This is a genomic window from Thermomicrobium sp. 4228-Ro, assembly GCF_026241205.1.
Taxonomy (GTDB): Bacteria; Chloroflexota; Chloroflexia; order Thermomicrobiales; family Thermomicrobiaceae; genus Thermomicrobium.
The window spans coordinates 1,584,496-1,607,053 of the sequence record NZ_JAPFQM010000001.1; the positions used below are offsets into that span (position 1 = coordinate 1,584,496).

Annotated in this window: 22 protein-coding genes and 1 other RNA gene; 11 read left to right on the plus strand and 12 right to left on the minus strand. The window is 64.2% G+C overall.

Annotated features, from left to right (window positions below; translation table 11 throughout):
* Positions 1–12: 12 nt before the first annotated feature.
* Positions 13–1,323, plus strand: coding sequence for a 3-phosphoshikimate 1-carboxyvinyltransferase (aroA, locus tag OO015_RS07480; protein WP_265940612.1), 1,311 nt, complete (start codon positions 13–15; stop codon positions 1,321–1,323).
* Here the strand turns inward: aroA and aroC are convergent.
* From aroC to rfbB, 6 genes are read right to left on the minus strand one after another with little or no spacing between them, the layout of a single operon-like run.
* The gene (gene aroC, locus OO015_RS07485) at positions 1,320–2,387 is read right to left on the minus strand and encodes a chorismate synthase (protein WP_265940613.1); all 1,068 of its coding nucleotides are present in this window, start codon (positions 2,385–2,387) and stop codon (positions 1,320–1,322) included. The genes aroA and aroC overlap by 4 nt on opposite strands.
* Before the next feature lie 27 nt (positions 2,388–2,414).
* Complete coding sequence (locus OO015_RS07490) at positions 2,415–3,278, minus strand: GNAT family N-acetyltransferase (RefSeq protein WP_265940614.1); 864 nt, start codon at positions 3,276–3,278, stop codon at positions 2,415–2,417.
* Positions 3,260–5,020 (minus strand): ABC transporter substrate-binding protein, encoded by a 1,761-nt coding sequence (locus OO015_RS07495; RefSeq protein WP_265940615.1) that lies wholly within the window; start codon positions 5,018–5,020, stop codon positions 3,260–3,262. The genes OO015_RS07490 and OO015_RS07495 overlap by 19 nt, the downstream gene beginning before the upstream one ends.
* The gene (locus OO015_RS07500; protein ID WP_265940616.1) at positions 5,017–5,379 is read right to left on the minus strand and encodes an AAA family ATPase; all 363 of its coding nucleotides are present in this window, start codon (positions 5,377–5,379) and stop codon (positions 5,017–5,019) included. Before OO015_RS07500 ends, OO015_RS07495 begins: the two co-directional genes overlap by 4 nt.
* Positions 5,380–5,429: 50 nt before the next feature.
* Entirely contained in the window at positions 5,430–6,143 is a 714-nt protein-coding gene (locus OO015_RS07505; protein WP_265940617.1) for a PP2C family protein-serine/threonine phosphatase, read from the minus strand.
* Positions 6,140–7,171, minus strand: coding sequence for a dTDP-glucose 4,6-dehydratase (gene rfbB, locus OO015_RS07510; protein WP_265940618.1), 1,032 nt, complete (start codon positions 7,169–7,171; stop codon positions 6,140–6,142). The genes OO015_RS07505 and rfbB overlap by 4 nt, the downstream gene beginning before the upstream one ends.
* 599 nt (positions 7,172–7,770) lie before the next feature.
* Here rfbB and OO015_RS07515 point away from each other — a divergent pair.
* The 4 genes from OO015_RS07515 to OO015_RS07530 all read left to right on the plus strand — a co-directional run bounded on the left by OO015_RS07515 (position 7,771) and on the right by OO015_RS07530 (position 11,072).
* A complete protein-coding gene (locus tag OO015_RS07515) occupies positions 7,771–9,084 on the plus strand; it encodes an HD-GYP domain-containing protein (protein ID WP_265940619.1) in 1,314 nt (437 codons plus the stop codon).
* Positions 9,085–9,306: 222 nt separating this feature from the next.
* Positions 9,307–10,104, plus strand: a complete 798-nt coding sequence (gene trmD / locus OO015_RS07520) for a tRNA (guanosine(37)-N1)-methyltransferase TrmD (protein ID WP_265940620.1) — start codon at positions 9,307–9,309, stop codon at positions 10,102–10,104.
* Positions 10,091–10,351, plus strand: coding sequence for a GlsB/YeaQ/YmgE family stress response membrane protein (locus OO015_RS07525; protein ID WP_265940621.1), 261 nt, complete (start codon positions 10,091–10,093; stop codon positions 10,349–10,351). The genes trmD and OO015_RS07525 overlap by 14 nt, the downstream gene beginning before the upstream one ends.
* A 25-nt stretch (positions 10,352–10,376) precedes the next feature.
* Positions 10,377–11,072: an ABC transporter ATP-binding protein gene (locus tag OO015_RS07530; RefSeq protein ID WP_265940622.1), complete on the plus strand. Its 696-nt coding sequence runs from the start codon at positions 10,377–10,379 to the stop codon at positions 11,070–11,072.
* 62 nt (positions 11,073–11,134) lie between these two features.
* Here the strand turns inward: OO015_RS07530 and OO015_RS07535 are convergent, their stop codons facing one another.
* Positions 11,135–13,009, minus strand: a complete 1,875-nt coding sequence (locus OO015_RS07535; protein ID WP_265940623.1) for a peptide ABC transporter substrate-binding protein — start codon at positions 13,007–13,009, stop codon at positions 11,135–11,137.
* A 209-nt stretch (positions 13,010–13,218) separates the two neighbouring features.
* Here OO015_RS07535 and OO015_RS07540 point away from each other — a divergent pair, with 209 nt between their 5' ends.
* From OO015_RS07540 to OO015_RS07550, 3 genes are all read left to right on the plus strand, one after another.
* The gene (locus OO015_RS07540) at positions 13,219–15,567 is read left to right on the plus strand and encodes an ABC transporter permease (protein WP_265940624.1); all 2,349 of its coding nucleotides are present in this window, start codon (positions 13,219–13,221) and stop codon (positions 15,565–15,567) included.
* A complete protein-coding gene (locus OO015_RS07545) occupies positions 15,560–16,540 on the plus strand; it encodes an efflux RND transporter periplasmic adaptor subunit (protein WP_265940625.1) in 981 nt (326 codons plus the stop codon). Before OO015_RS07540 ends, OO015_RS07545 begins: the two co-directional genes overlap by 8 nt.
* Positions 16,541–16,651: 111 nt before the next feature.
* The gene (locus OO015_RS07550; RefSeq protein ID WP_265940626.1) at positions 16,652–17,917 is read left to right on the plus strand and encodes an ATP-binding protein; all 1,266 of its coding nucleotides are present in this window, start codon (positions 16,652–16,654) and stop codon (positions 17,915–17,917) included.
* 87 nt (positions 17,918–18,004) lie between these two features.
* On the opposite strand, the gene speE is transcribed toward OO015_RS07550, so the two are convergent.
* Both speE and speD read right to left on the minus strand, forming a co-directional pair.
* Positions 18,005–18,943, minus strand: coding sequence for a polyamine aminopropyltransferase (speE, locus tag OO015_RS07555; protein ID WP_265940627.1), 939 nt, complete (start codon positions 18,941–18,943; stop codon positions 18,005–18,007).
* Positions 18,936–19,286, minus strand: a complete 351-nt coding sequence (gene speD / locus OO015_RS07560; protein ID WP_265940628.1) for an adenosylmethionine decarboxylase — start codon at positions 19,284–19,286, stop codon at positions 18,936–18,938. Before speD ends, speE begins: the two co-directional genes overlap by 8 nt.
* 230 nt (positions 19,287–19,516) lie before the next feature.
* Between speD and ssrA the strand changes: the two genes are divergently transcribed.
* From ssrA to OO015_RS07575, 3 genes are all read left to right on the plus strand, one after another.
* Positions 19,517–19,869, plus strand: a transfer-messenger RNA (tmRNA) gene (ssrA, locus tag OO015_RS07565).
* A 271-nt stretch (positions 19,870–20,140) separates the two neighbouring features.
* Complete coding sequence (locus OO015_RS07570) at positions 20,141–20,803, plus strand: glycosyltransferase 87 family protein (protein ID WP_265940629.1); 663 nt, start codon at positions 20,141–20,143, stop codon at positions 20,801–20,803.
* Between the two features lie 168 nt (positions 20,804–20,971).
* Positions 20,972–21,361, plus strand: coding sequence for a hypothetical protein (locus OO015_RS07575; RefSeq protein WP_265940630.1), 390 nt, complete (start codon positions 20,972–20,974; stop codon positions 21,359–21,361).
* A gap of 26 nt (positions 21,362–21,387) precedes the next feature.
* Here the strand turns inward: OO015_RS07575 and OO015_RS07580 are convergent, their stop codons facing one another.
* From OO015_RS07580 to OO015_RS07590, 3 genes are read right to left on the minus strand one after another with little or no spacing between them, the layout of a single operon-like run.
* Entirely contained in the window at positions 21,388–21,612 is a 225-nt protein-coding gene (locus OO015_RS07580; RefSeq protein WP_265940631.1) for a hypothetical protein, read from the minus strand.
* Between the two features lie 13 nt (positions 21,613–21,625).
* Complete coding sequence (locus OO015_RS07585; protein WP_265940632.1) at positions 21,626–21,973, minus strand: hypothetical protein; 348 nt, start codon at positions 21,971–21,973, stop codon at positions 21,626–21,628.
* On the minus strand, positions 21,973–22,449 hold the full coding sequence (locus OO015_RS07590) for an EVE domain-containing protein (RefSeq protein WP_265940633.1): 477 nt from the start codon (positions 22,447–22,449) through the stop codon (positions 21,973–21,975). Before OO015_RS07590 ends, OO015_RS07585 begins: the two co-directional genes overlap by 1 nt.
* Positions 22,450–22,558 lie beyond the last annotated feature (109 nt).

Below are 22,558 nucleotides of genomic sequence, written 5' to 3' on the forward strand. Positions count from 1 at the left end.
GAAGGAGTTGCCATGTCGCTGCACCGTACGTATCCGGAGCGTCTCGCCATCCAGCCGGTCGAGCGGCCGGTGGATACCGACGTCCGCTTGCCGGGCTCGAAGAGCCTGACCAACCGCGCGCTCGTCCTCGCCGCACTGGCGCGTGGCACGAGCGTGCTCGAAGGGGCGCTCTGGAGCGAGGACAGCCTGGTCATGGTCGATTCGCTGCGCCGACTCGGCATCGCGGTCGAGGTCGACGCGCCGGCCGAGCGGATGATCGTCCACGGTCGTGGTGGGGAGATTCCCGCGGAACGAGCCGAGCTCTTCGTCGGCAACTCCGGCACGACCGCACGCTTCTTGACCGCCATGGTAGCGCTCGGCCCCGGCGAGTACGTGATCGACGGCGTACCACGCATGCGCGAACGACCGATCCAGCCGCTGCTCGAGGCGCTGCAGCAACTCGGTGTCGACGCTGTGTCGATCGCGGGGACCGGTTGTCCACCGGTTCGTCTCCGAGGGGGCGGTATCCGTGGTGCAACCGTGCGGATGCGCGGTGACGTGTCGAGCCAGTATCTCAGCGCGCTGCTCATGATCGGTCCGTACCTGCCGCAAGGGCTGCGGGTCGAGCTGGAAGGCGAGCTGGTTTCGGTTCCCTACGTCGAGATGACGCTCGGGGTCATGGCTGACTTCGGTGTCGAGGCGCGACACCACGGTTTCCGTGTCTTCGAGGTTCCGGGGGGACAGGTGTACCAGGCACGCCAGTACGAGATCGAACCGGACGCCTCTGCTGCCTCGTACTTCTTCGCACTCGCCGCTGCGACCGGCGGACGGGTACGGGTGCTGCATCTCGGTGAGCGTTCCAGGCAGGGAGACGTGCACTTCGTCGAGCTTCTGCAACGGATGGGTTGCACGGTGATCCGTGAACCGGACGCCATCACGGTGATCGGTCGACGCCCGCTGCGCGGGATCGAAGCGGACATGAACGCGATTTCCGACACTGTCCCGACGTTAGCGGCACTCGCCCCCCTCGCCGAGGGGCCAGTCGTGATCCGGAACGTGCAGCACATCCGGTACAAGGAGACGGATCGCATCGCGGCAGTCGCCACGGAACTGCGCCGCCTGGGCCTCGCGGTGGACGAGTTCGCGGATGGTCTGGCGATCTACCCTGGGTCAGTTCGGCCAGCTGTGATCCGAACCTACCAGGATCACCGCATGGCGATGAGTTTCGCAGTGCTCGGCTGCGCCGTCCCCGGGATCGTCATCGATGACCCTGGGTGCGTCGCCAAGACCTTTCCCGACTTTTTCGAGCGCCTCGAAGCGGCGCTCGGTCGAAGCCGCCGCTAGAGCCGCGCGGCGCGGTTCATCAAGTAGCAGTCGGCGAGGACGAGGAGCAGCATCGCCTCGGCCACTGGCACGACGCGCGGGCAGATGGACGGGTCGTGTCGTCCCTCGACGACGATCGTCCGCTCGTTACCGTGGATATCGACCGTCTGCTGGGGCCGCGCGATCGATGAGGTCGGCTTGACCGCGAGCCGGACGATGATCTCCTCACCGGTAGAGATCCCGCCCAGCATGCCACCGGCATGGTTGGTCAGCGTTCGCACTCGCCCGTTCTCCATGACGAAGGGGTCGTTGTGCTCGTGTCCGCGGAGTCGTGCAGCAGCGAAGCCGTCACCGATTTCGACACCCTTGACGGCTGGGATGCTCAGCATGGCGTAGCCGATCAGCGCATCGAGCTTGTCCATCGTCGGCTCACCGAGTCCAGGCGGTACGTTGACGGCGCGCACCTCGACGATGCCGCCGACGCTCGTCTTCTGCTCTTTCGCCTCGAGGATCGCTGCGACCATCTTCTGGGCGGCGACCGGATCGGGGCACCGTACCGGATTCCGATCGATCTCTTCACGATCGAACGTCTCGATCGAAATGCCGGCGAGTTCGCGGACGAAACCGTAGACCTCGACACCAGCGACCGTGCGCAGCAGCTGCCGCGCGATCGCGCCGGCTGCGACACGTCCCCAGGTTTCGCGCGCGCTCGAGCGGCCGCCGCCGCGGTGATCGCGATGGCCGTACTTCACCCAGTAGGTGTAGTCGGCGTGTCCGGGACGGAACACGTCGCGCAGTGGCTCGTACTTGCTCGAATCGGCGTCCGCGTTGTAGGTGATGAGCGAAATAGGGGCACCCGTCGTCTTCCCTTCGAAGACACCGGAGAGGATCGTGACCCGGTCACGCTCCTGGCGTGGCGAGGTGACTTCGCTCTGGCCGACGCGTCGCCGGTCGAGGTCGCGTTGGATGATTTCCTCGTTCAATTCCAGCCCAGCCGGGCATCCTTCGACGACGACGCCCAGCGCCGGTCCGTGTGACTCGCCCCACGTTGTGATACGGAACAGCTTGCCGAACGTACTGCCCATCGACTCTGCTCTTCCTCCGTCATCGAACTAGGCACGGCTCGACCAGTCGTCGAGCGGTTCGGTGAGCCAGCGCCCCCAGATCTGATAGTCGAGATCCGGCACTCGGCGGAAGCCGAACCGCTCGTAGAGTTGCCGGCTGCGGCCGTTGCTCGCCTGCGTACTCAGCCCGATCCGGTGTGCACCGCGCGCGGCGAGGACCCGTACCGCCCACACCAGCGATTCATAACCATACCCTTTCCCCTGGAACGCTGGGGCGACTGCGAGACGGTCGAGGTGTCCCCAGCCGCGAAAGCGCGTCACACCGACATAACTCACCGGGGTTCCGTCCCGTTCGCGGCCCAGGTACACATCGACGCGTGGATCGCTCATGTACTCGTCGAATTCCTCGAGCGTGTTCCACCAGAGCCAGTCGAACGCTTCGTGGTCGAGGTCGAGAAGCTCACCGAGCGTGAACGGGTCCTCCATCGTGACACGCTCGAAGCGGAGCCGGCTCGGGGCGGGTGGAATCGTGTACAGGACCATCTCGTACACGAGAATCTCCTCGAGCAGCTCGAACCCCGTTTTCTCGTAGAATACCGGTGGCCTGCGCTCGTACTGCTGTGTCATGACCAGGAGTTCCTTGCCGCGAGCGCGCGCCGTCTCGGCCAGTGCGTCCACGAGATGGTAGGTTAGCGTACCCGACGAGAGTTCCTGTACTTGGACGATTTCCCCACGGTGACGCCAGGGGGCAGCGAGCACATACTCGCCCGTGCTGGGGGCCCAGAGTGACAAACCAGGGGCTTCCCGGACCAGTTGGGCAACCTCTTGCAGGCTGTAGCGGCTGCCCCACTTGAGCCGGAGCCGAGGGAGGTCGCCGAGTTCGAGCGGTACGATCAGTGTCGATCCGACCATGTGAACAGCACCGGTTCGCTCGGTCGATGATGCGCGGCACGTGTGTGGTCGATCCAGACTCGTTCCAGTCCGAGGATACCTAGCGGTGTCACCGGCAGGTCTCGGACATGTGGTGCGACCAACAAGTATTCCACGTCGAAGACGAGCGGCAGGACGACGGCATCGTCCAGGATCGCTTGCTGTGCGCGTTGGAAAGCGGCGACCCTCATCGAGGGATCCTGTGCCTGTCGGGCTACTTCGAGCCAGCGTTGCACGTCGGGATTCTCGTACACGATCGGCTGGTACGGACTGTCGGTCGCGAAGAGTGCGTCGAGAATCGCCTCCGGGTCCGGATAATCGGCGATCCACGAGAAGACGAAGATCGGGAGGCGCCGCGCATCGAGGTCAGCCAGGTAGTCAGGCCAGTCGAGCTGCAGCACGTCGGTGGTGATGCCGAGTTCGCGCTCCCACACCTGCGCGAGCGTCACCGCCAGGTCGCTCCCAGAGCTCGCGATTTCCAGGAGGAGCGTGCGGTCCGCCAGGGCCTGCCGAGCCGCCATCGGATCGTAGGGGAGCACCTGACCACGCCACGTGCGACCGGCCATGCCCGGGGGCACGATCCCGTCGGCCCGGGTTACCTTGCCCTGGAAGGTTACGTCAGCAACCTTCTGCTGGGGAAACGCTTCAATCAAGGCCCGGCGGACGACTGGATCGTCGAGTGGTGGAAAAGCCGGATTGAAGAACACGTACGTGCCGGCAAAGAGCGGTTGCACGACGAGCTGTGCACGATAAGGCGATTCAGGCGCCATGAACCGGTCGACTGCCGAGAGCGGGACCGGAGCGATGTCCAGTTGCCCGCGCTCGTACTGGTTGAGGGGCGAGAGCGCAGCGGCGCCGATACGAATGCGGATTTCGCGGAGATACGGTGGTGCTGGCTGGTATCCGGGATGTGGGCCCAGGACGATCGTGTCTCGCTCCCAGCGGAGCAGTCGGAACGGGCCGCTCCCGACGGGATGACGCCACCAGTCCTGGCCCTGATCGACGTTGGTACGCTGCACGACACTGGCGACTGGCAACGCGAGGCGCTGGAGAAAGGTCGCCCGCGGTGCGACGAGATGGAGCCGGAGCGTGAACCGGTCGACGACCTCGATGCCCGGAATGTCATCTCGCCGACCGAGCAAGCGATCCTCGGCACCGACCAGGTCGCGCAAGGTGCCCCAGGCCGGCAGTCCGCGACCATCGCCGCCGTAGAGTGCGGGATCGCAGGCACGTTCGAGCGAGAACTTGACATCGAGCGCGGTGATCGGTGAGCCGTCGTGGAAGGTCGCGTCAGGCCGCAACTGCACGGTGTAGGTCGTTCCGTCGGGACCGATCTCGATACGCTCGGCCAAATCGGGAACGAGCTGGAGATCGGCGTCGAAGCGGACGATACCGCGGAAAAGCTGGTGGACGATGAAGGCCGAGTCGACGTCTCGGACGAGTGCCGGATCGAGGGTCACCGGACCATCGGGCGAGCCAGGGAGGACGAGGACTTGCTCCCCAGCGAGCGGCGGGGGTGGTGGGGCCGGGGGCGCTTCGAGGACTGTACCCGGCGCGAACGCGTGGGGCGTCGAGGTGCTCGCGGTCGCCCAGGGAATGGCTGCCGTCGAGGTCACTGTCGGGATGGCTGGCAGCGCGGTCGGTGCGGGGCTCTGCGCGAATCGGCAGGCGGTGAGGACGAGCATGAGCGTGAGGATGAGGCGGATCACGCCGTGGCGGCTCATCGGCTTTCCCGGTTCCCGTTCCATCCCCGCTGCGCGAGTACGGTGAGGATACGCTGGACGACCTCGTCGATCGTCAGTTCTCCCGTGTCGAGAACGAGGTCGGCGTGAGCACGCGCTTCGGCCAGGCGTTCCTGTTCCGTGCGATAGAGCCATTCCGGCCAATCGGATCCACGGCGTGCTCGCACGGTCTCCAGACTGGCATCGAGGAAGACGACGAGATCAGGATGCGGGCGTCGCCAGAGGTCACGGATGATCGAATGCTCCTGCCCGACTACTACGACGTCGAGGCCGTGGCGGGAGAGTTCCCGAGCGATCGTCGACTTCCCGGCGCCACATGGCCCGACCAGCACGATGCGCATCCACCGTCCTCACTCTCGCCTTGCAGGCAAGTGTAGCCTTCGAACGCCGGTCACTCGGAGAGGGGCACGGTGAGCGCGAGCCGTCGGATCGGCTGGGGCGAGCCGCCGGCAGAGAGGCGGAGTGCGACGACCGTCATGTCGTCCTGTGGGTGCCCGCGGTCGGCGGCGATCGCGGCAGCGAGCAAGGAGTCCGCGAGTTCCTGCGCGCTGGGCTCGCCCGCGAGCGTGCAGGTGAGGAGGGAGACGAGATCGACCGGTTGCTGCCACCGCTGGCCAGCATGAGCGACCCCGTCACTGACCACGATGACGGTCAGCCCCGGTTCGAGCGGCCACTCGGAAACGCTCGGACGCGTGTGGCGGTAGAGACCGATCCGACCCCCCGTCGAGGCGACGACCTCGAATCCGCCATTGCGTCTCAGGAGCAACGGGGCCTCGCTATTCCGGGTAATGACTAACGTGCGGCTGGCCAGATCGACCGAGACGATATCCAGTTCTGCGGACACACGGCCACCCCGAAGCGTGAAGAGAAAGTCGTGCGCGGCGCGAGCCGCCGCGCCATCGCGGACACCTTGGTTGAGGAGCGCGAGTACGTGGCCGGCGACCTGGAGGCTCAGCAGTTTGGCCGCGTTGCCTGATCCTTGAGCATCGACGAGGACGACCGAGATGCCACCTCCCGGCCGCTCGACGAGTTCGACCGTGTCACCGCTCTCGCGGTTGCCGGCTCGGTGAGTCTTGGCGACGGCGAGGTCGATCGTCAGCGTCACGGCTGCGTCACTGGCGTCCCGCGATCCCGATAGTTGCGAGCGTAGTACGCGGCGAAGGCTTCGTCGCGGCGAGCTGTCCACCAGTCCGGCCGGGAGCGATACCAGGCGATGGTGCGGGCAAGACCTTCCTCGCAGGATGTGCGGGGAGCCCACCCGAGCGCAGCCAGCTTGCTCCACTCGACGGCATACCGGCGGTCGTGGCCGGGGCGGTCGCTGACGTGCACGATCGATGCGGGATCGGCACCGAGAAGGTGGACGATGGCACGGGCGACCGCGATGTTCGGTCGGTGCTGGCTGGCGCCGATGTTGTAGGCCTGGCCGGGCTGTCCGTGGAGGAGCACGGTCCAGATGGCGCGGCAGTGATCGTCGACGTAGAGCCAGTCGCGTTCATGCAAGCCGTCGCCGTAGAGCGGTATCGGCTGACCGCTCAAGAGGTTCGTGATGGCGAGCGGGATGAACTTCTCAGGATGTTGGTATGGGCCGTACGTGTTGCAGCCTCGGGTGACCAGGACGGGTAACCGGTAGCTGGTCCAGTAACTGAAAACGAAATGTTCGGCAGCTGCCTTGCTCGCGGCATAGGGATTCCGCGGGTGGAGGGGGTCTATCTCGCGGGCGGCACCGGTGAGAACCTCGCCGTACACCTCGTCGGTACTCACGTGGAGAAAGCGTTGCACCCCGGTGCGGAGGGCGTGCTCGAGGAGCACCATCGTTCCCCAGACATTCGTCTGCACGAAGGCAGCTGGTTCCAAGAGCGAGCGGTCGACGTGCGTTTCGGCAGCGAAATTGACCACCGCCTGGCACCCAGCGATCGCCTCGGCGACGGCAGCTGGATCGGCGATATCGCCCTGGAGGAAGTGCAGCCGGGGATGGTCGAGGACACCCTCGAGGTTGAGGAGACTGCCCGCGTAGGTCAGCTTGTCGAGGACGACCACTTCGAGATCGTGTTCGAGCGCCAGGCGGACGAAATGGCTGCCGATAAAGCCGGCACCACCCGTGACGAGGATGCGACGGAACGGCTGAAGACCCACCGAACCCTCCCGTTTTCGCGCAGAGCCTAGCATCCGCGCGAGGGTCACGGCAACACGCTGGCAGAAGCGGGTGGCGGAACAGGCTCGTTGCGGGACGCAGGAGGGGCACCCCAGGCCACTGGAGGCCGCTCGCTGGGCACTCGCCTGAGCCAGGGAACGACAGCAGCTTGCTGGCTCGTGTGGGGCCACGAGCCGGCAGGAGAAGGACGAAGGTTTGCGTACTCAGGTATTGACAGACCGGGCCCTTCGTACTATAGTGAGACTGACCAGTAGTACTCGCTGCGAGGACGACCGGCCGGGTTCGCGCAGGACGAGAGTACTACGGGTGCGGGTCGGTTGTTCGAAGGGGAAGGGTTCCGAGGATGAAGTGGAAGAGCTGGAAGCTACGCTAGTTGCGGTGTAGCTCGCATACACGGCCCCGGTCGTCCTGGTGAAACGGCGTCCGGGGTTTCTTCGCTTTTTTCTTTTGTGCCTGTTATCGCAACGGGGAATGCTGTACTCAACGGCAGTCATCTGTTCCCGATAGAAGTCGGGACAACCGGGCTACCTTCGCGGAAGAATGCAAGTGGTAGAGTTGAGCCCAGGGGCTCTGCAGTGTAATGGGCACAGGGCGCTCGTCGGAAAATCTCACGCGGCTTATGCCGGTCCTTTTGGTGCTTGCGGTCATTAATGTCGCAAGCGTTGTCGCGTTTGCCATCTGGCATCCTACCACCCGCTTTGACGGACGGACCCTATTCACCACAGCTATTCTTGTAACGTTGGTCATCATCGCCGAGCAGCTGGCTATCGATCTGCCGATTCCGTACACTCGTGTTACCGTCTCCGTTTCGTCAGCTGTGAACTTCGCAGCTGTGCTCACGGTGGGGCCATTCTGGGGTGTCGTCGCCGCCGTAGTGGGCGCAGTTGCCGATGACCTACTGGAACGTCGCGAACCGATCAAGGTGCTGGTGAATGCAAACAATTTCGCACTTCAGGGTATTATTGCTGGATCTATCTATTACACTCTTGCGGATTCTGGGTCACCACTGTCAAGTCTGGGCAATTTCGGTGCAATGTTGCTTGCAGCATTGACGTCAGCCATTGGGCAGACACTGCTTTTGGGAGTTGTTCTGTCCGTCGCGATGGGCACCAGTGCCTGGTATCTCTGGCGCTCGATGGCGCGCGGGTTGCTGGTCGAGTTCCTGGCGCTCCCCGCTTTGGGGAGTCTCTTTCCGATCCTAGCCAAGGAGCATCCGCTGGCGCTCGTCCTCATGGTGATCCCGCTGCTCGGGCCGTACCTGGCGTTCCGTGACTACCGCCAGCTCCATCACGAGACGCAGAGCACCTTCGAACTCCTGGCCGACCTGCTCGATCGGCGGGATCCTTACACGGCTGCGCACTCTCAGCGGGTAGCTCAGCTGACCGCACTGATCCTCGACGAATTTCCGGAGCTCTCCGCGGAGGAACGCGAGGCGATCATCTCCGCGGCCCGCATCCACGACCTCGGGAAGGTCGCCACGAGCGACACGATCCTGCGCAAGCCCGGGCGCCTGACCGAGGACGAGTTCGCCGTCATCAAACGGCATCCGGTCGATGGCAGCGAGATCCTGCGCCATCTCAGCCCCTATCGCCACATCGTCGAGATCGTCCGGCATCACCATGAGCGTTGGGATGGGCGGGGCTACCCCGATGGGCTCGCTGGTGAGGCCATACCCTTCGGCTCGCGGGTCATCGCCGTCGCCGATACCTACGATGCGATGACGACCGATCGGCCCTACCGGCGTGCCTTGACGCACGACGAGGCCCTCGCGGAACTTCGGCGTGGGGCCGGAACGCAATTCGATCCGGCTGTCGTCGCGGCGTTCGAGCGAGCCCTCGCCCGGGCGAGCGAGGCTGCCCAGGACAAGACTGTCCCCCAGCCTACCTTGTCGTAGGCTCGACGACCTCGCTCGAGATCTTCCGGTGTGCCGCTGTGACCGAGGCCAACCAGCGCGCCGGTTCACAGGGGCTCCGCTTGCGCGTCGGCTATCAACGGACGTCAGGTACCAACAGTGTTCTGGACGGGCGTTCGTGACCATGTGTCGTGCTCGCTCCCGACCGGTGTGCCGTGGCTACGGCTCGATCTGGTAGGCTCTCTGCGAGGGGAGCGAGCGCGTATGCGGTTCGACGTGTTCACGATCTTCCCGCAGATGTTCAGCGGTTTTCTGAACGAGAGTATCCTCAAGCGGGCCCAGCAGAAGGGGCTCATCGAGATCGCTCTCCACAATATCCGTGATTGGACGACCGACAAGCATCGCACAGTCGACGACACGCCGTATGGCGGTGGCCCCGGGATGGTGATGATGGCACCGCCGATCGTCCACGCAGTCGAGGATGTCCTCGGAGCTGACCTGGCCACGACACCGGTGATTCTCCTCAGCCCATCAGGACAGGTCTTCGCGCAGGAGGTCGCGCGGGAGTTGGTTCGGTATCCGCGGCTGGCGCTGGTGTGTGGGCGTTACGAGGGCATTGACGATCGCGTGCGGATCCTCCTCAGGGCACGGGAACTTTCGATCGGCGACTATGTGCTGACGGGTGGGGAACTCGCAGCCGCGGTCGTTATCGACGTCGTGAGTCGTCTGGTACCGGGAGTCATCGATCCGGAGTCGCTGGCGGAGGAATCGCACAGTTCCGGTCTGCTCGAGTATCCGCAATATACGCGGCCACCGGTGTTTCGTGGTCTCGGCGTTCCGGAGATCCTGCTCAGCGGCAATCACGCCAAGATCGCCGAATGGCGGCGCATGATGGCATTGTGCCGAACCAAGGTGCGTCGGCCTGATCTCCTCGCTCGTGCATCACTGACCCCACGCGATCGGCAACTCCTGGAGCAATGCCCGCCGGATCCGTTCGCCCACCTCGGCCCGGTGTATGACGAGCACGCAGTGGACGAAAGGAGGGCCGGTGATACCGACTGAGCCACGTTCCTTGCTCGGCTGGCTCGTGATCGGGTTCCTCGCTGGCTGGATCGCGGGGTTGCTCACCCGTGGTAGGGGATTCGGGTGCCTGGGCAATGTCGCGGTGGGACTCGTCGGCGCCGTCATCGGCGGCTATCTGTTCAACGTGCTCGGCATTCGTGGGTCAGCTGGGTTCCTGTGGAGTCTTGTCGTAGCGGTGATCGGTGCAGGGATCTTGCTGGTCGCTGCGAACCTTCTCCGGCGTTGACCGTCACCGCCTTCGGATTCGCGGTATGGAAAGAGAACCGCTCGTCCGCATCGACCGAGTCAGCAAGATCTACCGGGACGGGCGTCGTGAGGTCGTCGCATTGCACGAGGTCTCGCTGACGATCCAGCCTGGGGAGTGGGTGGCGATCGTCGGCCCATCTGGCTGCGGCAAATCCACGCTCCTGAACCTGGTCGCTGGCCTGGATCGGCCGACGGCTGGACGAGTTCGGGTTGCCGGGGTGGATCTCGGGGCGCTCGATGAGGAAGCGCTCGCCCGCTGGCGGCGATGCACGGTCGGCATCGTGTTCCAGTTCTTTCAGCTCTTACCGACGCTCACGGCGCTCGAGAACGTGCAGCTTCCGATGGTGCTGGAGGGACGGGCTGGGGCATCGCGGCGGGCCCGGGAGCTGCTCGAGATGGTCGGTCTCGGGCACGTTGCCCATCGTCTGCCGAGCGAGCTTTCCGGTGGTGAACGGCAACGTGTGGCGATCGCTCGTGCGTTGGCCAACGACCCTTTGCTGCTTCTTGCCGACGAGCCGACCGGTAACCTGGACAGCGAGACTGGCGCAGTAGTGTTGGAACTCTTCGAGCGAGCGTGGCGCACCGGTACGACGATCGTACTCGTTACTCATGACATGGACATCGCCACGAGGGCACAGCGCATCGTTCAACTCCGGGACGGCAAGGTTGTCGGTGAATGCGTTGTCGTGCCGACACAATGAAGATCGCCACCGGATCGGGGAGGAGTCGATCCGGTGGCGAGAACGAGCGGATAGGTGGCCCGTTACGCGCGTCGCCAGTCGGCAATGTTCCAGACGTCCGATGCCCAGGTAGATGTCTGATAGCCCGTCAGGTTCTTGGCTGCGGCCGACACCTCGTTCCGGTGGACGAGCGGGATTTCGACGACATCGGTGACAGTGATCCAGTTTACTTGCCGGAACAGCTGTGTTTGCTTTTCAGGATCCAACTCCGTTGCGAGCTGGTCCAACACCTTGTCCATCTCGGGATTCTGGTACCGTGTGATGTTCACACCGGACCAGTTATTGGCCTTGCGTGCTACTTCACGTGAATGGTATCGGCGCGCCCAATTGAGCGGGAACGGATTCGTCGGGCCATTGGTGTACATCTCGAGGTCAGCATAGAAGTGGCCGTAGGTGTCCGGGTTCCCCGGATCAGAGGAGAAGAAGACTGACGCGTCGATCGACTTGAGCTCGACCTGAAAGCCGATCTTCTCCAGCTCCGCCTTGATAATTTCCTGGGTCCGCTGGCGGATCGAGTTGATCGAGGTCTGGTAGAGCAGGTAGAGCGGCTTTCCGTTGTACTCCCGGACGCCGTCACCGTTCGTGTCTTTCGCCCCAGCTTCGTCGAGCAGCTGGGCCGCCTTCTCCAGATCGAACTCCCACTTGAGATCGGGATGCTTGAAGCGGGCCGGTGCGTTCAAGTTATTCGCGGTCGCCTGGCCAGCTGGGCCGTACAGCTGCTCAGCGATGACGTCTCGCCGGATCGCCAGAGCGATCGCCTGGCGGATATTCTTGTTGGTCAGGAACGGGTGCGGCACGTCCGGCTCAGCCCGAGCGCCGTCCTTCTCGGTGTGCGGATCCGCGAAGTTGACCATGATACGTTCGGTATTGGCACCTGGTCCGATGACGAGCTTGCCTTGGCCGGCCTTCTCCAGCTGAAGGAGCACCTGGGCTTCGACTTGGAGGTTCCAAGCCCAGTCCGCTTCACCGGTCTGGAGCACGGCCCGGGCAGCGCTCGTCGCGTCTCCACCACCTTTCATCTCGACTCGGTCGAAATAGGGCTTGCCCTCCTGCCAATAATCCTGATTGATTTCGTAGACGACCACGTCACCGGGCCGGAAATCGACCACCTTGTAGGGGCCTGTCCCGATCGGCTTCAGATTGAAGGGCGCATTGCGGGCTTTTTCGCCCTTGTATTCGCGCAGGATATGCTCGGGGAGGATGAGCCCGAAGTCCCCGACGAACGGCTCGAACCAGGCCGGATTCGGCTGTTTGAAAGTCACCTTCACCGTGTGGTCGTCGATGATCTCGATGCTCTCGATCGCACGGTAGGAGGCAATGGTCGTGGCGGTGGTCTTCTCGTCCGTCACGTACTCCCACGTAAACTTGACGTCCTTGGCCGTGAAGGGCTGGCCGTCGTGCCACTTGACGTTCTTCCGCAGCTTCCAGATGACCCAACGTCCCTCTGGATCGAGCGTTCCCTTTTCCACCGAGGGAATCTCTTCGGCGAGCCGGGGCACCAGCTTGTCCTCAGCATCGAAGTAGGCGAGAGCCTCGAGCACGATATTGGATGCATCGAAGTCTTTCGTACCTTGCGCCAGGTGTGGGTTGATGATCGTCGGTGCCTGCCACCAGAGCAGCCGCAGCGTCCCGCCACCACCGCGCTGGCTGGGTACTGGTTGCGTCGCCTGTGCTTGGGGTGTCGCCGTCGCCGCACCCTGGGTCGGCGAGGCCTGCCCCGCGGGCGTTTGCGCTGCCGGTGCGGCCGTCGGTGTCGCCTGTCCACCGCCGCCACAGGCAGCAAGGAGCGAGGCGATCACTGGTGCGGTGAGTCCGAGCGTAGCAGCCCGCTTGAGCACGTCTCGCCGCGTCACTTGCCCGCTCGCCACCGCTCGTCGCAAGACCTCGAGCTGGTCCATCGGTTCCCTCCTCCTCACGAGGTACCCATCCATCTCCATAACCGGCGGTCCCACATAAATGAACAACCTTGTATTTCTCTACCAGAGGGCGTGGCCTTTCGGCAAGCAGCGAACTGTCGAGTGGGGCAGTGCGCGGATCGGAGCGTACGGCTATCGGCGGGGATGCGAGCAGTCGCGTACAATCGCCTCACGAACGAGCGGATGGATCGATGCGCTCGACACTCGTCCTTCGCTTCGCGTTGCGGTCGTTGCTCGTCCGGCAGATCCGCTCAGTGCTGGCGCTGGCGAGCATCGTGCTCGGTGTCTTCGCGATCGTTGCGATCGTCTCGACCGGTCGGACACTCGTCGAAGCGCAACGTCGGACCTATGCCGATACCGCGCAACCCGACATCGTCGCCACGGTTCCGCGTCTCACGCCCAGCCTCCTGGCGGCGCTCTCCCGCCGTGACGGTGTGGTATCCGCCGAGGCCCGCACGGTCCAGCCGAGCCGGGTCTCGGCCGGTGGACGGTGGATTCCCATTCGACTCGTCGGGATCGCTCGTTTTGACGATATTCGGCTCGATCGTCCTGAACTGATCTCCGGGCGGTGGCCTGGGCGCGGCGAGATCGTGCTGGATGTCGCTGCCGAGCGGCTAATCGGGGTCGACATCGGCTCGCTCGTCGCACTGCAGGCCAACCCGGGCGATCCGATCACCTATGCACGTGTGAGTGGTTTTGCCTGGGTTCCGGCCCGGCCCGATGCGTCGCTCCTCGACCGGCTGACCGGCTTCGTCCCTGACCGCGAGCTTCGACAGCAGCTCGCGACGGACAGCGCGAACACACTCCTCGTCAAGGTCGAAGAGCCGGCGCTCGCTGGCCGAGTCGCGACGGAGCTCCAGCGGTTCCTCGCAGCCCGCGAGGTGTCGAGCTATGGCTGGACTGTCCGCGATCCGGAGTCGTTCCTGGGTGTACGCGAACTGCGAACGCTCATCATGCTGCTGCAGGCGTTCGCTCTGCTCGGGCTGGCGGTGGCGCTGTTCATCGTCGCCAATACGACTGTCGGCCTCATGACCGAGGAGCGACCGCACCTCGGTACGCTGCGTGCGCTCGGTGCAACGCAGTGGCAGCTCTTCGCGCTCTACGTGTCTCCCTCCTTGCTCCTCGGGATCGGCGGAGGGCTCATCGGTTTCGTGTTCGGGGAGGTAGGGGGAAGGATCCTGAGTGCAGTGCTCACTCGTCTGGCAGGGCTAGTACTCCCTCCCTTTACGTTCTCCTGGAGCGTGCTGGCGCTGGCGCTGTCGGTCGGGGTCGGCATCGCTGTTCTCGGGTCGCTCGTGCCGCTCCTGGCGAGTGTTCGGCGGCCAGCGGCGATGCTCTTGCGCGGTGAAGCGACAACTGGAGTGGCCGCTCCTCGCGTGCTCACGCGATCGACGCGATGGCTCGGTCGCTGGTCTCCGATCGTCGCGATGAGTTTCCGCGACCCGCTCCGGCGGCCGCTCCGGACGACGCTCATCGTCGCAGCGAGTGCGGTCGCCTTGAGCGCAGTGCTTGCCAGCCAAGTGGTCGATCACTCGCTTCGCGTGACGATCGCCGATCTCTACACGCGTTACCGTGCGGATGCTTGGATGCTGACGAATCCGGGCGTGCCGCCGACGTACGCTCGCCGCTTAGAACAGCTTCCACCGGTGCGAGCTGCTGAACCGTGGACGATGATGCAGGGCGCGATCGGTTCGGTGCGGACCGACGTGTGGGGCGTGCCAGCGGAGACAGTGGTGTACGATCCCCGGCTGGTCGCTGGGAGTTGGCTCGAGCCCACCTGGCCGCCAGCAGTCGTCCTGACAGCGAATCTTGCTGCGCGCGTGCAGGCCGGTGTCGGTGACGTCGTGTCGCTGGATCTCGGATCTCGCCGGATCCCGGTCCGTGTGATCGGGGTCGTCGATGACGAAAGCACCTATCTCGGAGCGACGACGATCGGGAAAGTCTTCGTCGAACGGAGCGTGCTCGAGAAGCTGCTCGGGCGCGAGGACCGGCCATCGCTCTATGCGCTGCAGTTCTGGGTGCACATGCCGGCAGATGCTGCCAGGGTGCTGACAGCGGTCGAACAGCACGAGCGTTCGCTGCGACCGTTGACCTTGCTGATGGCTGACGACCGTGCGGCGACCGAGCGGGTACTGGCCATCTTGACCGTGCTGGCGCGAGCAGTTGTTCTGGTCGTCGTATCGGTTGCAGTCTTCGGGATCGGCAATGCACTCCTTCTCGATATCAGCGAGCGGCGTCGGGAACTCGGGATCCTGCGCTCGATCGGTGCGGAATCGGTAACGCTCGCTGTGCTCCTCGCTGGCCAGGCGCTCGTGATCGTGGCATTGGCAGCGTTGCTCGCTTTTCCGGTGGGTATCGTCTCGGGCACGGCCATTCTCGAGGTGATCAGCGCTCACCTGTTCCACGTCCCGCTCGCCTGGGGTCACCGGTTGGAGATGCTGGTACTCGGCGCGGCGGTCGTTTCGGCCGGCGCAGCGATGCTCGTTCCACTCGTCGTCGCGACGCGGATTCGTCCCGTCGAGGTGTTGCGCTATGAGTGAGCGCCGACGATGGTGGTTCGCGCTCGGGCTGGTGGTTCTGCTCGTTGCCAGTGCTCTGGTGGCCGTCTGGTGGTCCCGGCGCCCGAGCGAGACGGTGTGGGTCGTACGGCGGGGAGACCTGACCAGTTCGCTGGAGCTTCCTGGGCGTGTCGTCGCGTTGCGGAGCGTGGCAGCTCGCGCTGCCTACGACACGCGTGTGCGTGTGGTCGCCGTGCAACCTGGTGACACGGTTGAGGCTGGTGACATCGTCGCGGTACTCGACGACAGCCCACTCCTCAGCCGGCACGAACAGGCCCGACAGCAGCTCTTGCAAGCCGAAGCGGCACTCGCGCAGGCCGAGGCGAGCGGAGCCCCAGTGGAGACGCGCGTACGCGCGGAAGAGCAGCGACGGCGGGCGTTGGACGCGTATCGAGAGGCGACGGAGCGGTTAGCCGACAAGTATGTCCTGGCGCCGTCGGACGGCATCGTCACCGAAGTCACGGTGACCGAGGGGGCTCCTGTCGGTGCCGGTACGGTCGTGGCGCGCATCGCACTGGCGGAGCCGTTGGGGGTCTCGGCGACGGTCGACGAGGTCGATGCACAGTATCTGGCGGACGTAAAGCAGGTGCGCATCACGGTCGATGCGTTACCCGGCTGGGAAGGGAATGGGACGGTCGTCTCGTTCGGGCGGAGTGCGAGCCAGCAAGCAGGGGTGGTGGGGTTCCCAGTGCTGGTTCGCCTCGACGGTGGGAACGAAGCCCTGCGCCCGGGTATGACGGCAACCATGCATATCGATGCTGTGCTGCGTCGGTCGGTCTTGCTCGTACCCGAACGGGCGATCCGGGCGGTCGGTGAGCGGGCTTTCGTCACGGTGCTGACCGATCGCGGCCGCGAGGAACGCGAAGTGCGACTCGGGTTGCGGAGCGGCGGCATGGTCGAGGTCGCAGCGGGACTTTCCGAAGGCGACCGTGTCCTTCTCCCGGACTCTTCCTAGCCCGTTGTGGCTAGGATCGGAGTGTCGAGAGTCCCCTCAGGAAGTGTGCGGCCCTCGCCGAAATACCTCTGGGAGGGACAGCAGGGTGATGCGTCCGGGGTATCGTGCGCGATGACAGCGAAGACGCAGAGCGAGTCGATTCTGGCGATTCCCCAGCCTTCGATACTCGACGAGGCAGGGTTCGATCTTCAGCTGCTCGTCGAACTTGCACTCAAGTATCTCTATGTGCACGGTAGTCAAACGGCCCGTGACTTAGTCGAAGCGCTCTGCGTCCCGTACACGGGTGTTTTGGAACGAGCGCTGACCCAAGCGAAGCGGGAGGAGCTCGTCGAGGTTACGGGCAGTAACGGGATCGGTGAGCTGGGTTACCGGTATGTCCTCACCACCAAAGGGCATCAGCGCGCACAGGAGTTTCTCGGCCGAAACGGGTACATCGGCCCGGCTCCGGTGCCGATCGAGCAGTATCGGGTGATCGTCCAGGCGCAGAGCCTGCGCCGTGTCGCAGTGACACCTACGGCTGTGCGACAAGCGTTGGGGCGGCTCGTGTTCTCCGATACGGTGCTCGACCAGATCGGTCAGGCGCTCAACTCCGGTCAGGCGATCTTTCTGTTCGGCAAGCCGGGAAACGGGAAGACTGCACTCGCCCAGCGCGTGACGGCCATGTACGGTGGCACCGTCTTCGTTCCGTACGCGATCTTGGCCGATTCGCAGATCATTCGCGTGTTCGATCGCCATCATCACCATCCGGTCGCCAACCAACCTCCGGGCGATCGACGCTGGGTGCTCTGTGAACGGCCATTGATCCAGGTCGGTGGTGAGCTGACACTGGAACAGCTGGATCTCATCTACGACGAACGGAATCGCTTCTACGAAGCGCCGCTTCAATTGCGGGCCAACAACGGTGTGCTGTTGATCGACGACTTCGGTCGGCAGCGGGTTCCGCCCCGGGCGATCCTCAACCGGTGGATCGTCCCGCTCGAGCAACGGATCGATATCCTCACGCTCCACACCGGGAAGCAGATCGAGGTTCCCTTCGAGGGACTGGTGATCTTTTCGACGAACTTGCAGCCGACCGACCTGGTGGACGAAGCGTTTCTCCGCCGGATTCCAAACAAGATTCATCTGGCGAATCCGACCGTTCAGCAGTTCGCTGAGATCTTCCGCGCGCAATGCGAGGAGCTTGGTATACCGTTCGAGCCGCAGGGGCTCGCCTATTTGTTGCGGACGTACTACGTAGGAAAGCGCGAGCTACGGGCCTGCCACCCGCGCGATATCCTCCGCGTGCTGGTCGGTGCGGCGCGCTATCTCGGGCGTGAACCGCGGCTCACCCCGGATCTGATCGACCGAGCGTGCCGGTCGTACTTCATCAATCCCTAGCGCCGTCGAGCAGCGCTGTGTCCGTATGACGAACGCGAGAGGGGCAGTGTCGGGTGCCGCTGCCCCGAAGAATCGAGTTCACTGGTCTCACGCCGTCGAGCGCCGGACAGCTGCTTCCGGTAGGAGCGGATGCGAATCAGCTGGGCGTCCGAGTGCGACTGAGTCCTCGATGAAGTGCCGGAGGAACGGCGGGAGACGGAACGCCGCCCAGTGAATCTCCGGTGAGTAGTACTGGCAATCGTCGATACCGCGCTCGCGCAGTCGCTGAGCGACCGTCTCGATGTCGAGTGCGGCCGGATCGACGTCGCGCGAGGCGACGGTAAAGCTCCAGAAACTGTCGTACGATTGCACGGTCGTGATATAGGTGCGGACGATCGGGAGCACTTCCCGGAGGTGCAGGTGCGTCGCTGCCGTCTGGATCGGCAGGAGCATCGGTGATTCGGTCTGCTGGACGACCAGGCCACCTGGTGCCAGCATATCGGCGAGACCGTTGTAGAAATCCGGTGAGAACAGCACCATGCCAGGTGTATCCCCGAGCGGATCCGGCCCGTCGACGATGATCACGTCGAAGGTACCGGAGCGCCGTTCGACGTAGGCGAAGCCGTCTTCGAAACGCAGTTCGACGCGCGGGTCGTCGAACGCGCCGCGATGGATGTTCCAGAGATGTTCGCGGCACGCCTCCACCACCTGCTGGTCGATCTCGACCATCGTGACGTGCTCGACCGGATGCTGGAGGACACGACGGAGCGCACCCCCATCCCCACCCCCGATGATCAGGACCCGGCGAGGGTTGGGGTGAGCGATCATGACCGGGTGCACTAGCATCTCGTGGTAACAGAACTCGTCGCGCTCCGCCGTTTGGAGCACGTTGTTGAGTACCAGCGCACGGCCGAAGAGGACCGTGTCGATGATCGCGATCTCCTGATACGGGGATTTGCCCCGATACAGGACGTCGCGCACCTGCAGGAAAACCCGCTGACTCGGGACTTCCGGGTCGTCGGTATGCCAGAGTCCTCCGTCAATCAACGATCATCCCCCTACTCACCTGCATCACTTCCATCCGCTCCGGCTGGAACCGCTCCCGCAGCACCGGGATCGCCGCCTCCGGGTTGGTGTGCTCGCCACAGGTGAAAACGTCCACAGCCGCATACCCGAGTTCCGGCCAGGTGTGGATGCTCAGGTGCGACTCGGACAGGATAGCGATACCACTGACCCCGTTGTACGGCTCCCAGGGAAAGACCTGCAGGTCGCGCAACGTCGCGTTCGTTGCGGCGACTGCGTCGCGGATGGCCTCTTCGACCGCGTGCAGGGAGTCGATATTCTTGCAACCCCAGAGTTCGACAATGACGTGTCGACCCAGGCTCTTCACTCCCCACAGACCTCCGTTTACCTGAGAACGATCACCCCCCAACAGCGCGTGCCCAGTCCAACGGGCAACGACACTACAGTCTACCAGCCGATCCTCTTCTCTGCAACCCCTTGGGCAGACGCGGAGTGACAGCTCTTCGTGGCCGCTTCGATCGTTGGCCGAGCCTGACCAGCCCTTGCGAGAGCGACCGCGGACGATTAGAATATCTGATGCGCTCGGAACTGCGGCATGGGGATGACAGGATTCGACAGGGCCGTAGGTCCGAGGATTGCAGGCCGAGGTCGCCCACGAACTCGTAAAAAGGGGCACCAAAGTAACTGGCGAGCGCGAACTCGCTCTGGCTGCGTAATTCACGCGGCCACGTCTGCCCGGACCTTTCCCCGGTGGGTCTGGAGCGGGCGTCGCAAGACCGGGGTGCCCCTCGCCCAAGCGCCGGTGCGGGCGAGGTCAAGTGCAATCCGGCTCGGCTGACTGGGATCCTGTCGGTGGGAGCCCGGCGGCGACAGTGAAACACCGACTAAGCCTGTAGGATATCCTCGGCTGAACGCTCTGGACGGGGGTTCGATTCCCCCCATCTCCACTAGGGCACCCCGGCAGGTTGCCGGGGCTTTTCGTTGTTCCGCGATCCCTCGTGATACCATCGACCGCGCTGCCTAGCGAAGAGTATACTGGGCCTCGCGCGGCGAATGTGGCTCGCCGCTGCGCTGGTCAACTCGCCTCGCTCGTTCTGGAGCGTCCTTCTCGTGCGATCGTAGTTCGCGTTAGCCTGGCTGGTCGGTCTGGCGTTCGCCTGGTTTCGGTTCGCAGGGCCGTCGCAGATTCTGCGTGCGGCGGAGCGCTCGCACCGGCGCGTCGTGGTCACCTGCGTTGGGATCGCCTTCGTCGCCCGCCTCCTTCCCGCCTTGTTGCTTCCCTCTGGGGCAGCCTTCGACATCGCCTCCTCTGCCATCGTCGGAAGCCTCCTGCGCCTCAGTCACGATGTCTACCCAGCACCGCTCGCCGAAGGACGCCATCCGTACTTCCCGCTCCAGCTCTTCATCGACGCCCTGGCACATCGTCTGGCGACCGACTACCGGCTCCCCTTCCCGGTCCTCGTGAAAGTCGTGCCGGTTCCGGCTGATGTCCTGCTGACGCTTCTCATCACGCGTGTCTCCTCGCGTCGACCGCTGGAGACTTGTGCAACCATTGCCGTTCTCTCTTCAGTGCATCCGGGGGCAGTCTCCGTGTGCGCCTACCATGGCCAGTTCGACGCGGAGCCCCTCTTGGCCGCGGTACTCGCCGCTCTTGCCATCGCCAGCGGACGGGTCTTCCTGGCTGGTCTCCTGTTGGGCGTTGCGATTGCGCTCAAACCATGGCCGGCGCTGTTCGTCCCGGTGTTCATCGGCTGTGTTCCCCAGTGGCGGCAGCGCGGTACGCTGCTGATCGCGAGTCGTCTCGCCCCGCTCGCTTGCGTTGCACTGTATCGGTCGATGATCCCGGGAAGCTGGGTACCAGTGGTCGCAACGGTCGTCTCCTAGCATGGGGTGCTCGGTTGGTGGGGACTCACAGCGCTGCTCCAACTTCTCTTCGTCGTTTCACAGTCGCAGACATTCAGCTTCCTCGCCCCCATGCACCCGGATCGCGTGCTCAGCGAGGTTTTCAGCCACGGGCGTTGGGTGCTGCTGGGAGCGCTGCTCGGAGCCTCGATGCTCGCTCCATCTGCGTGGTATCGATCGGGTTCTTCGGCCAGACACCGTTTCCCACCCATCCAGTGGGTAGCGCGTGCCCAGTCGTTCTTCGTCGTCACGTTCTTGGCGCTGGCCACAGGCTTCGGTGTGCAGTATTCGAGCTGGGTCGTGTCGTTCGCACTCGCCTCCAGGCAACTGCGCCAGCTGCGTGTCTTCACCCTGACGACAGTGGCCTTCCTGGACGGTGCGAATACCCTCGGCCTCCTCCAGGAGTCGCTCGGCCTGGCCGATCAGTTCCCGCTCGACGACATCGTCCGCGTGCTGGGTCTCCCCGTGTGGGCAGTGACAGTCTGGTGGGCATGGTCGCTCGGGCGTGCCTTTTGGAACGAGCGACTCGGTCGGACGTGACTCCGGTGACTGACCGGTGGATCCGCTCAGGCATGCCCAACTCGGAGCAGAACGAGTTCGTAGGCATCCCCTTCTTTCCGAACTCGGAAGAGGCAACCCGCATAGCGGATCGTCGCGCCGTCTTCGAGATCGGGAGGCAAGGGAACGATCCAGGATCCGATACGGATGCGGATCGACGGAAGTTCGAGCGTCTGCTCCGGATCGGCCTCGCGGTACGGGGAATGTTCGCCGCAGCGTGGACAGTAGCCCATAGCTCGTCCTTCCTCAGCGTATTCCCACCTGCCGTCCACCGAAGTAGGCTGCTGCGCCACCGAGCACGCCAGCGTACAGCGCCGCGATGATCGCGAAGAACCAGAGCGTCGCGGTCCCCAATGTGAGATGACCGAGATGTGGTAAGAGGACACCGGCAGTGAGCCCAGCAGCGACTGCCTCGATGATCCCGAAGACGAAAGCTTCGCCACCCTGTAGCCGACCGACGATACCGGCGGCAAGCCCACCGATCAGCGGCGAGAGTGGCCCCAGGATAAAGTGCAGACCTGGCGGCAGGATGCTCAGGATCATGACGAGGACTGCGACGATAAGTGCTTTGATGAGGCGCACGGCACGGTGCATCAGCGCGCGACTCCCTCCTGCGTCGCGACCGCAGCGAGTGCTGCACGGATCAGGGCGAAATCGTGCTCGTCGATCCGGTGGAGCTGTCCTTGAAAGGCGAGTCGCCAGTGAGCGGGCGGCCACTTCTGGACGTGGTGGAGCTGGGGTGCGAGTGCTTCCGCTCGCACGACGACACCGGGTGGCAGGACGATGTCCGGCTCGATCTGAACGCGCCAGGGATAGTCCTCTGTGGCCTTCTTGGGGTCCTTGCTCTTCCAAATCGGTGTGTGATCCTCGAAGAAATCCGAGATCACGGTCGCGGTGGCAGCGAAGCCCTGGACACCGGTCAAGTAGTACACGATCCGGTCTCCCGGACGCATCGCCTCGGCTTTCTTGCGGTGACGGGACTTGAACCCCTGGATCCGAAAGCCGTGCTCACGCGTCGCTTCGAAGTTTTCGGGGGATCCGACCAAAATCCAATACTGAGGGGTCGACACCGCGCTCGTTCCTTTCCTCATCGGTCGGTTCGCTCGCCATGACCCAGTGTACTCCTCGCTGCATGGTACGGGACCGTCGGAGCAGGGCTGGATCGCTCAGGGAGGGCAA

Bases quoted from the DNA above. Each gene is read 5' to 3' on its own strand.
- aroA (WP_265940612.1), top strand. From the start codon at position 13: ATGTCGCTGCACCGTACGTATCCGGAGCGTCTCGCCATCCAGCCGGTC.
- aroC (WP_265940613.1), bottom strand. From the start codon at position 2,387: ATGGGCAGTACGTTCGGCAAGCTGTTCCGTATCACAACGTGGGGCGAG.
- OO015_RS07490 (WP_265940614.1), bottom strand. From the start codon at position 3,278: ATGGTCGGATCGACACTGATCGTACCGCTCGAACTCGGCGACCTCCCT.
- OO015_RS07495 (WP_265940615.1), bottom strand. From the start codon at position 5,020: ATGAGCCGCCACGGCGTGATCCGCCTCATCCTCACGCTCATGCTCGTC.
- OO015_RS07500 (WP_265940616.1), bottom strand. From the start codon at position 5,379: ATGCGCATCGTGCTGGTCGGGCCATGTGGCGCCGGGAAGTCGACGATC.
- OO015_RS07515 (WP_265940619.1), top strand. From the start codon at position 7,771: ATGGGCACAGGGCGCTCGTCGGAAAATCTCACGCGGCTTATGCCGGTC.
- trmD (WP_265940620.1), top strand. From the start codon at position 9,307: ATGCGGTTCGACGTGTTCACGATCTTCCCGCAGATGTTCAGCGGTTTT.
- OO015_RS07530 (WP_265940622.1), top strand. From the start codon at position 10,377: ATGGAAAGAGAACCGCTCGTCCGCATCGACCGAGTCAGCAAGATCTAC.
- OO015_RS07535 (WP_265940623.1), bottom strand. From the start codon at position 13,009: ATGGACCAGCTCGAGGTCTTGCGACGAGCGGTGGCGAGCGGGCAAGTG.
- OO015_RS07540 (WP_265940624.1), top strand. From the start codon at position 13,219: ATGCGCTCGACACTCGTCCTTCGCTTCGCGTTGCGGTCGTTGCTCGTC.
- OO015_RS07545 (WP_265940625.1), top strand. From the start codon at position 15,560: ATGAGTGAGCGCCGACGATGGTGGTTCGCGCTCGGGCTGGTGGTTCTG.
- OO015_RS07550 (WP_265940626.1), top strand. From the start codon at position 16,652: ATGACAGCGAAGACGCAGAGCGAGTCGATTCTGGCGATTCCCCAGCCT.
- OO015_RS07575 (WP_265940630.1), top strand. From the start codon at position 20,972: ATGCTCGCTCCATCTGCGTGGTATCGATCGGGTTCTTCGGCCAGACAC.
- OO015_RS07580 (WP_265940631.1), bottom strand. From the start codon at position 21,612: ATGGGCTACTGTCCACGCTGCGGCGAACATTCCCCGTACCGCGAGGCC.
- OO015_RS07585 (WP_265940632.1), bottom strand. From the start codon at position 21,973: ATGCACCGTGCCGTGCGCCTCATCAAAGCACTTATCGTCGCAGTCCTC.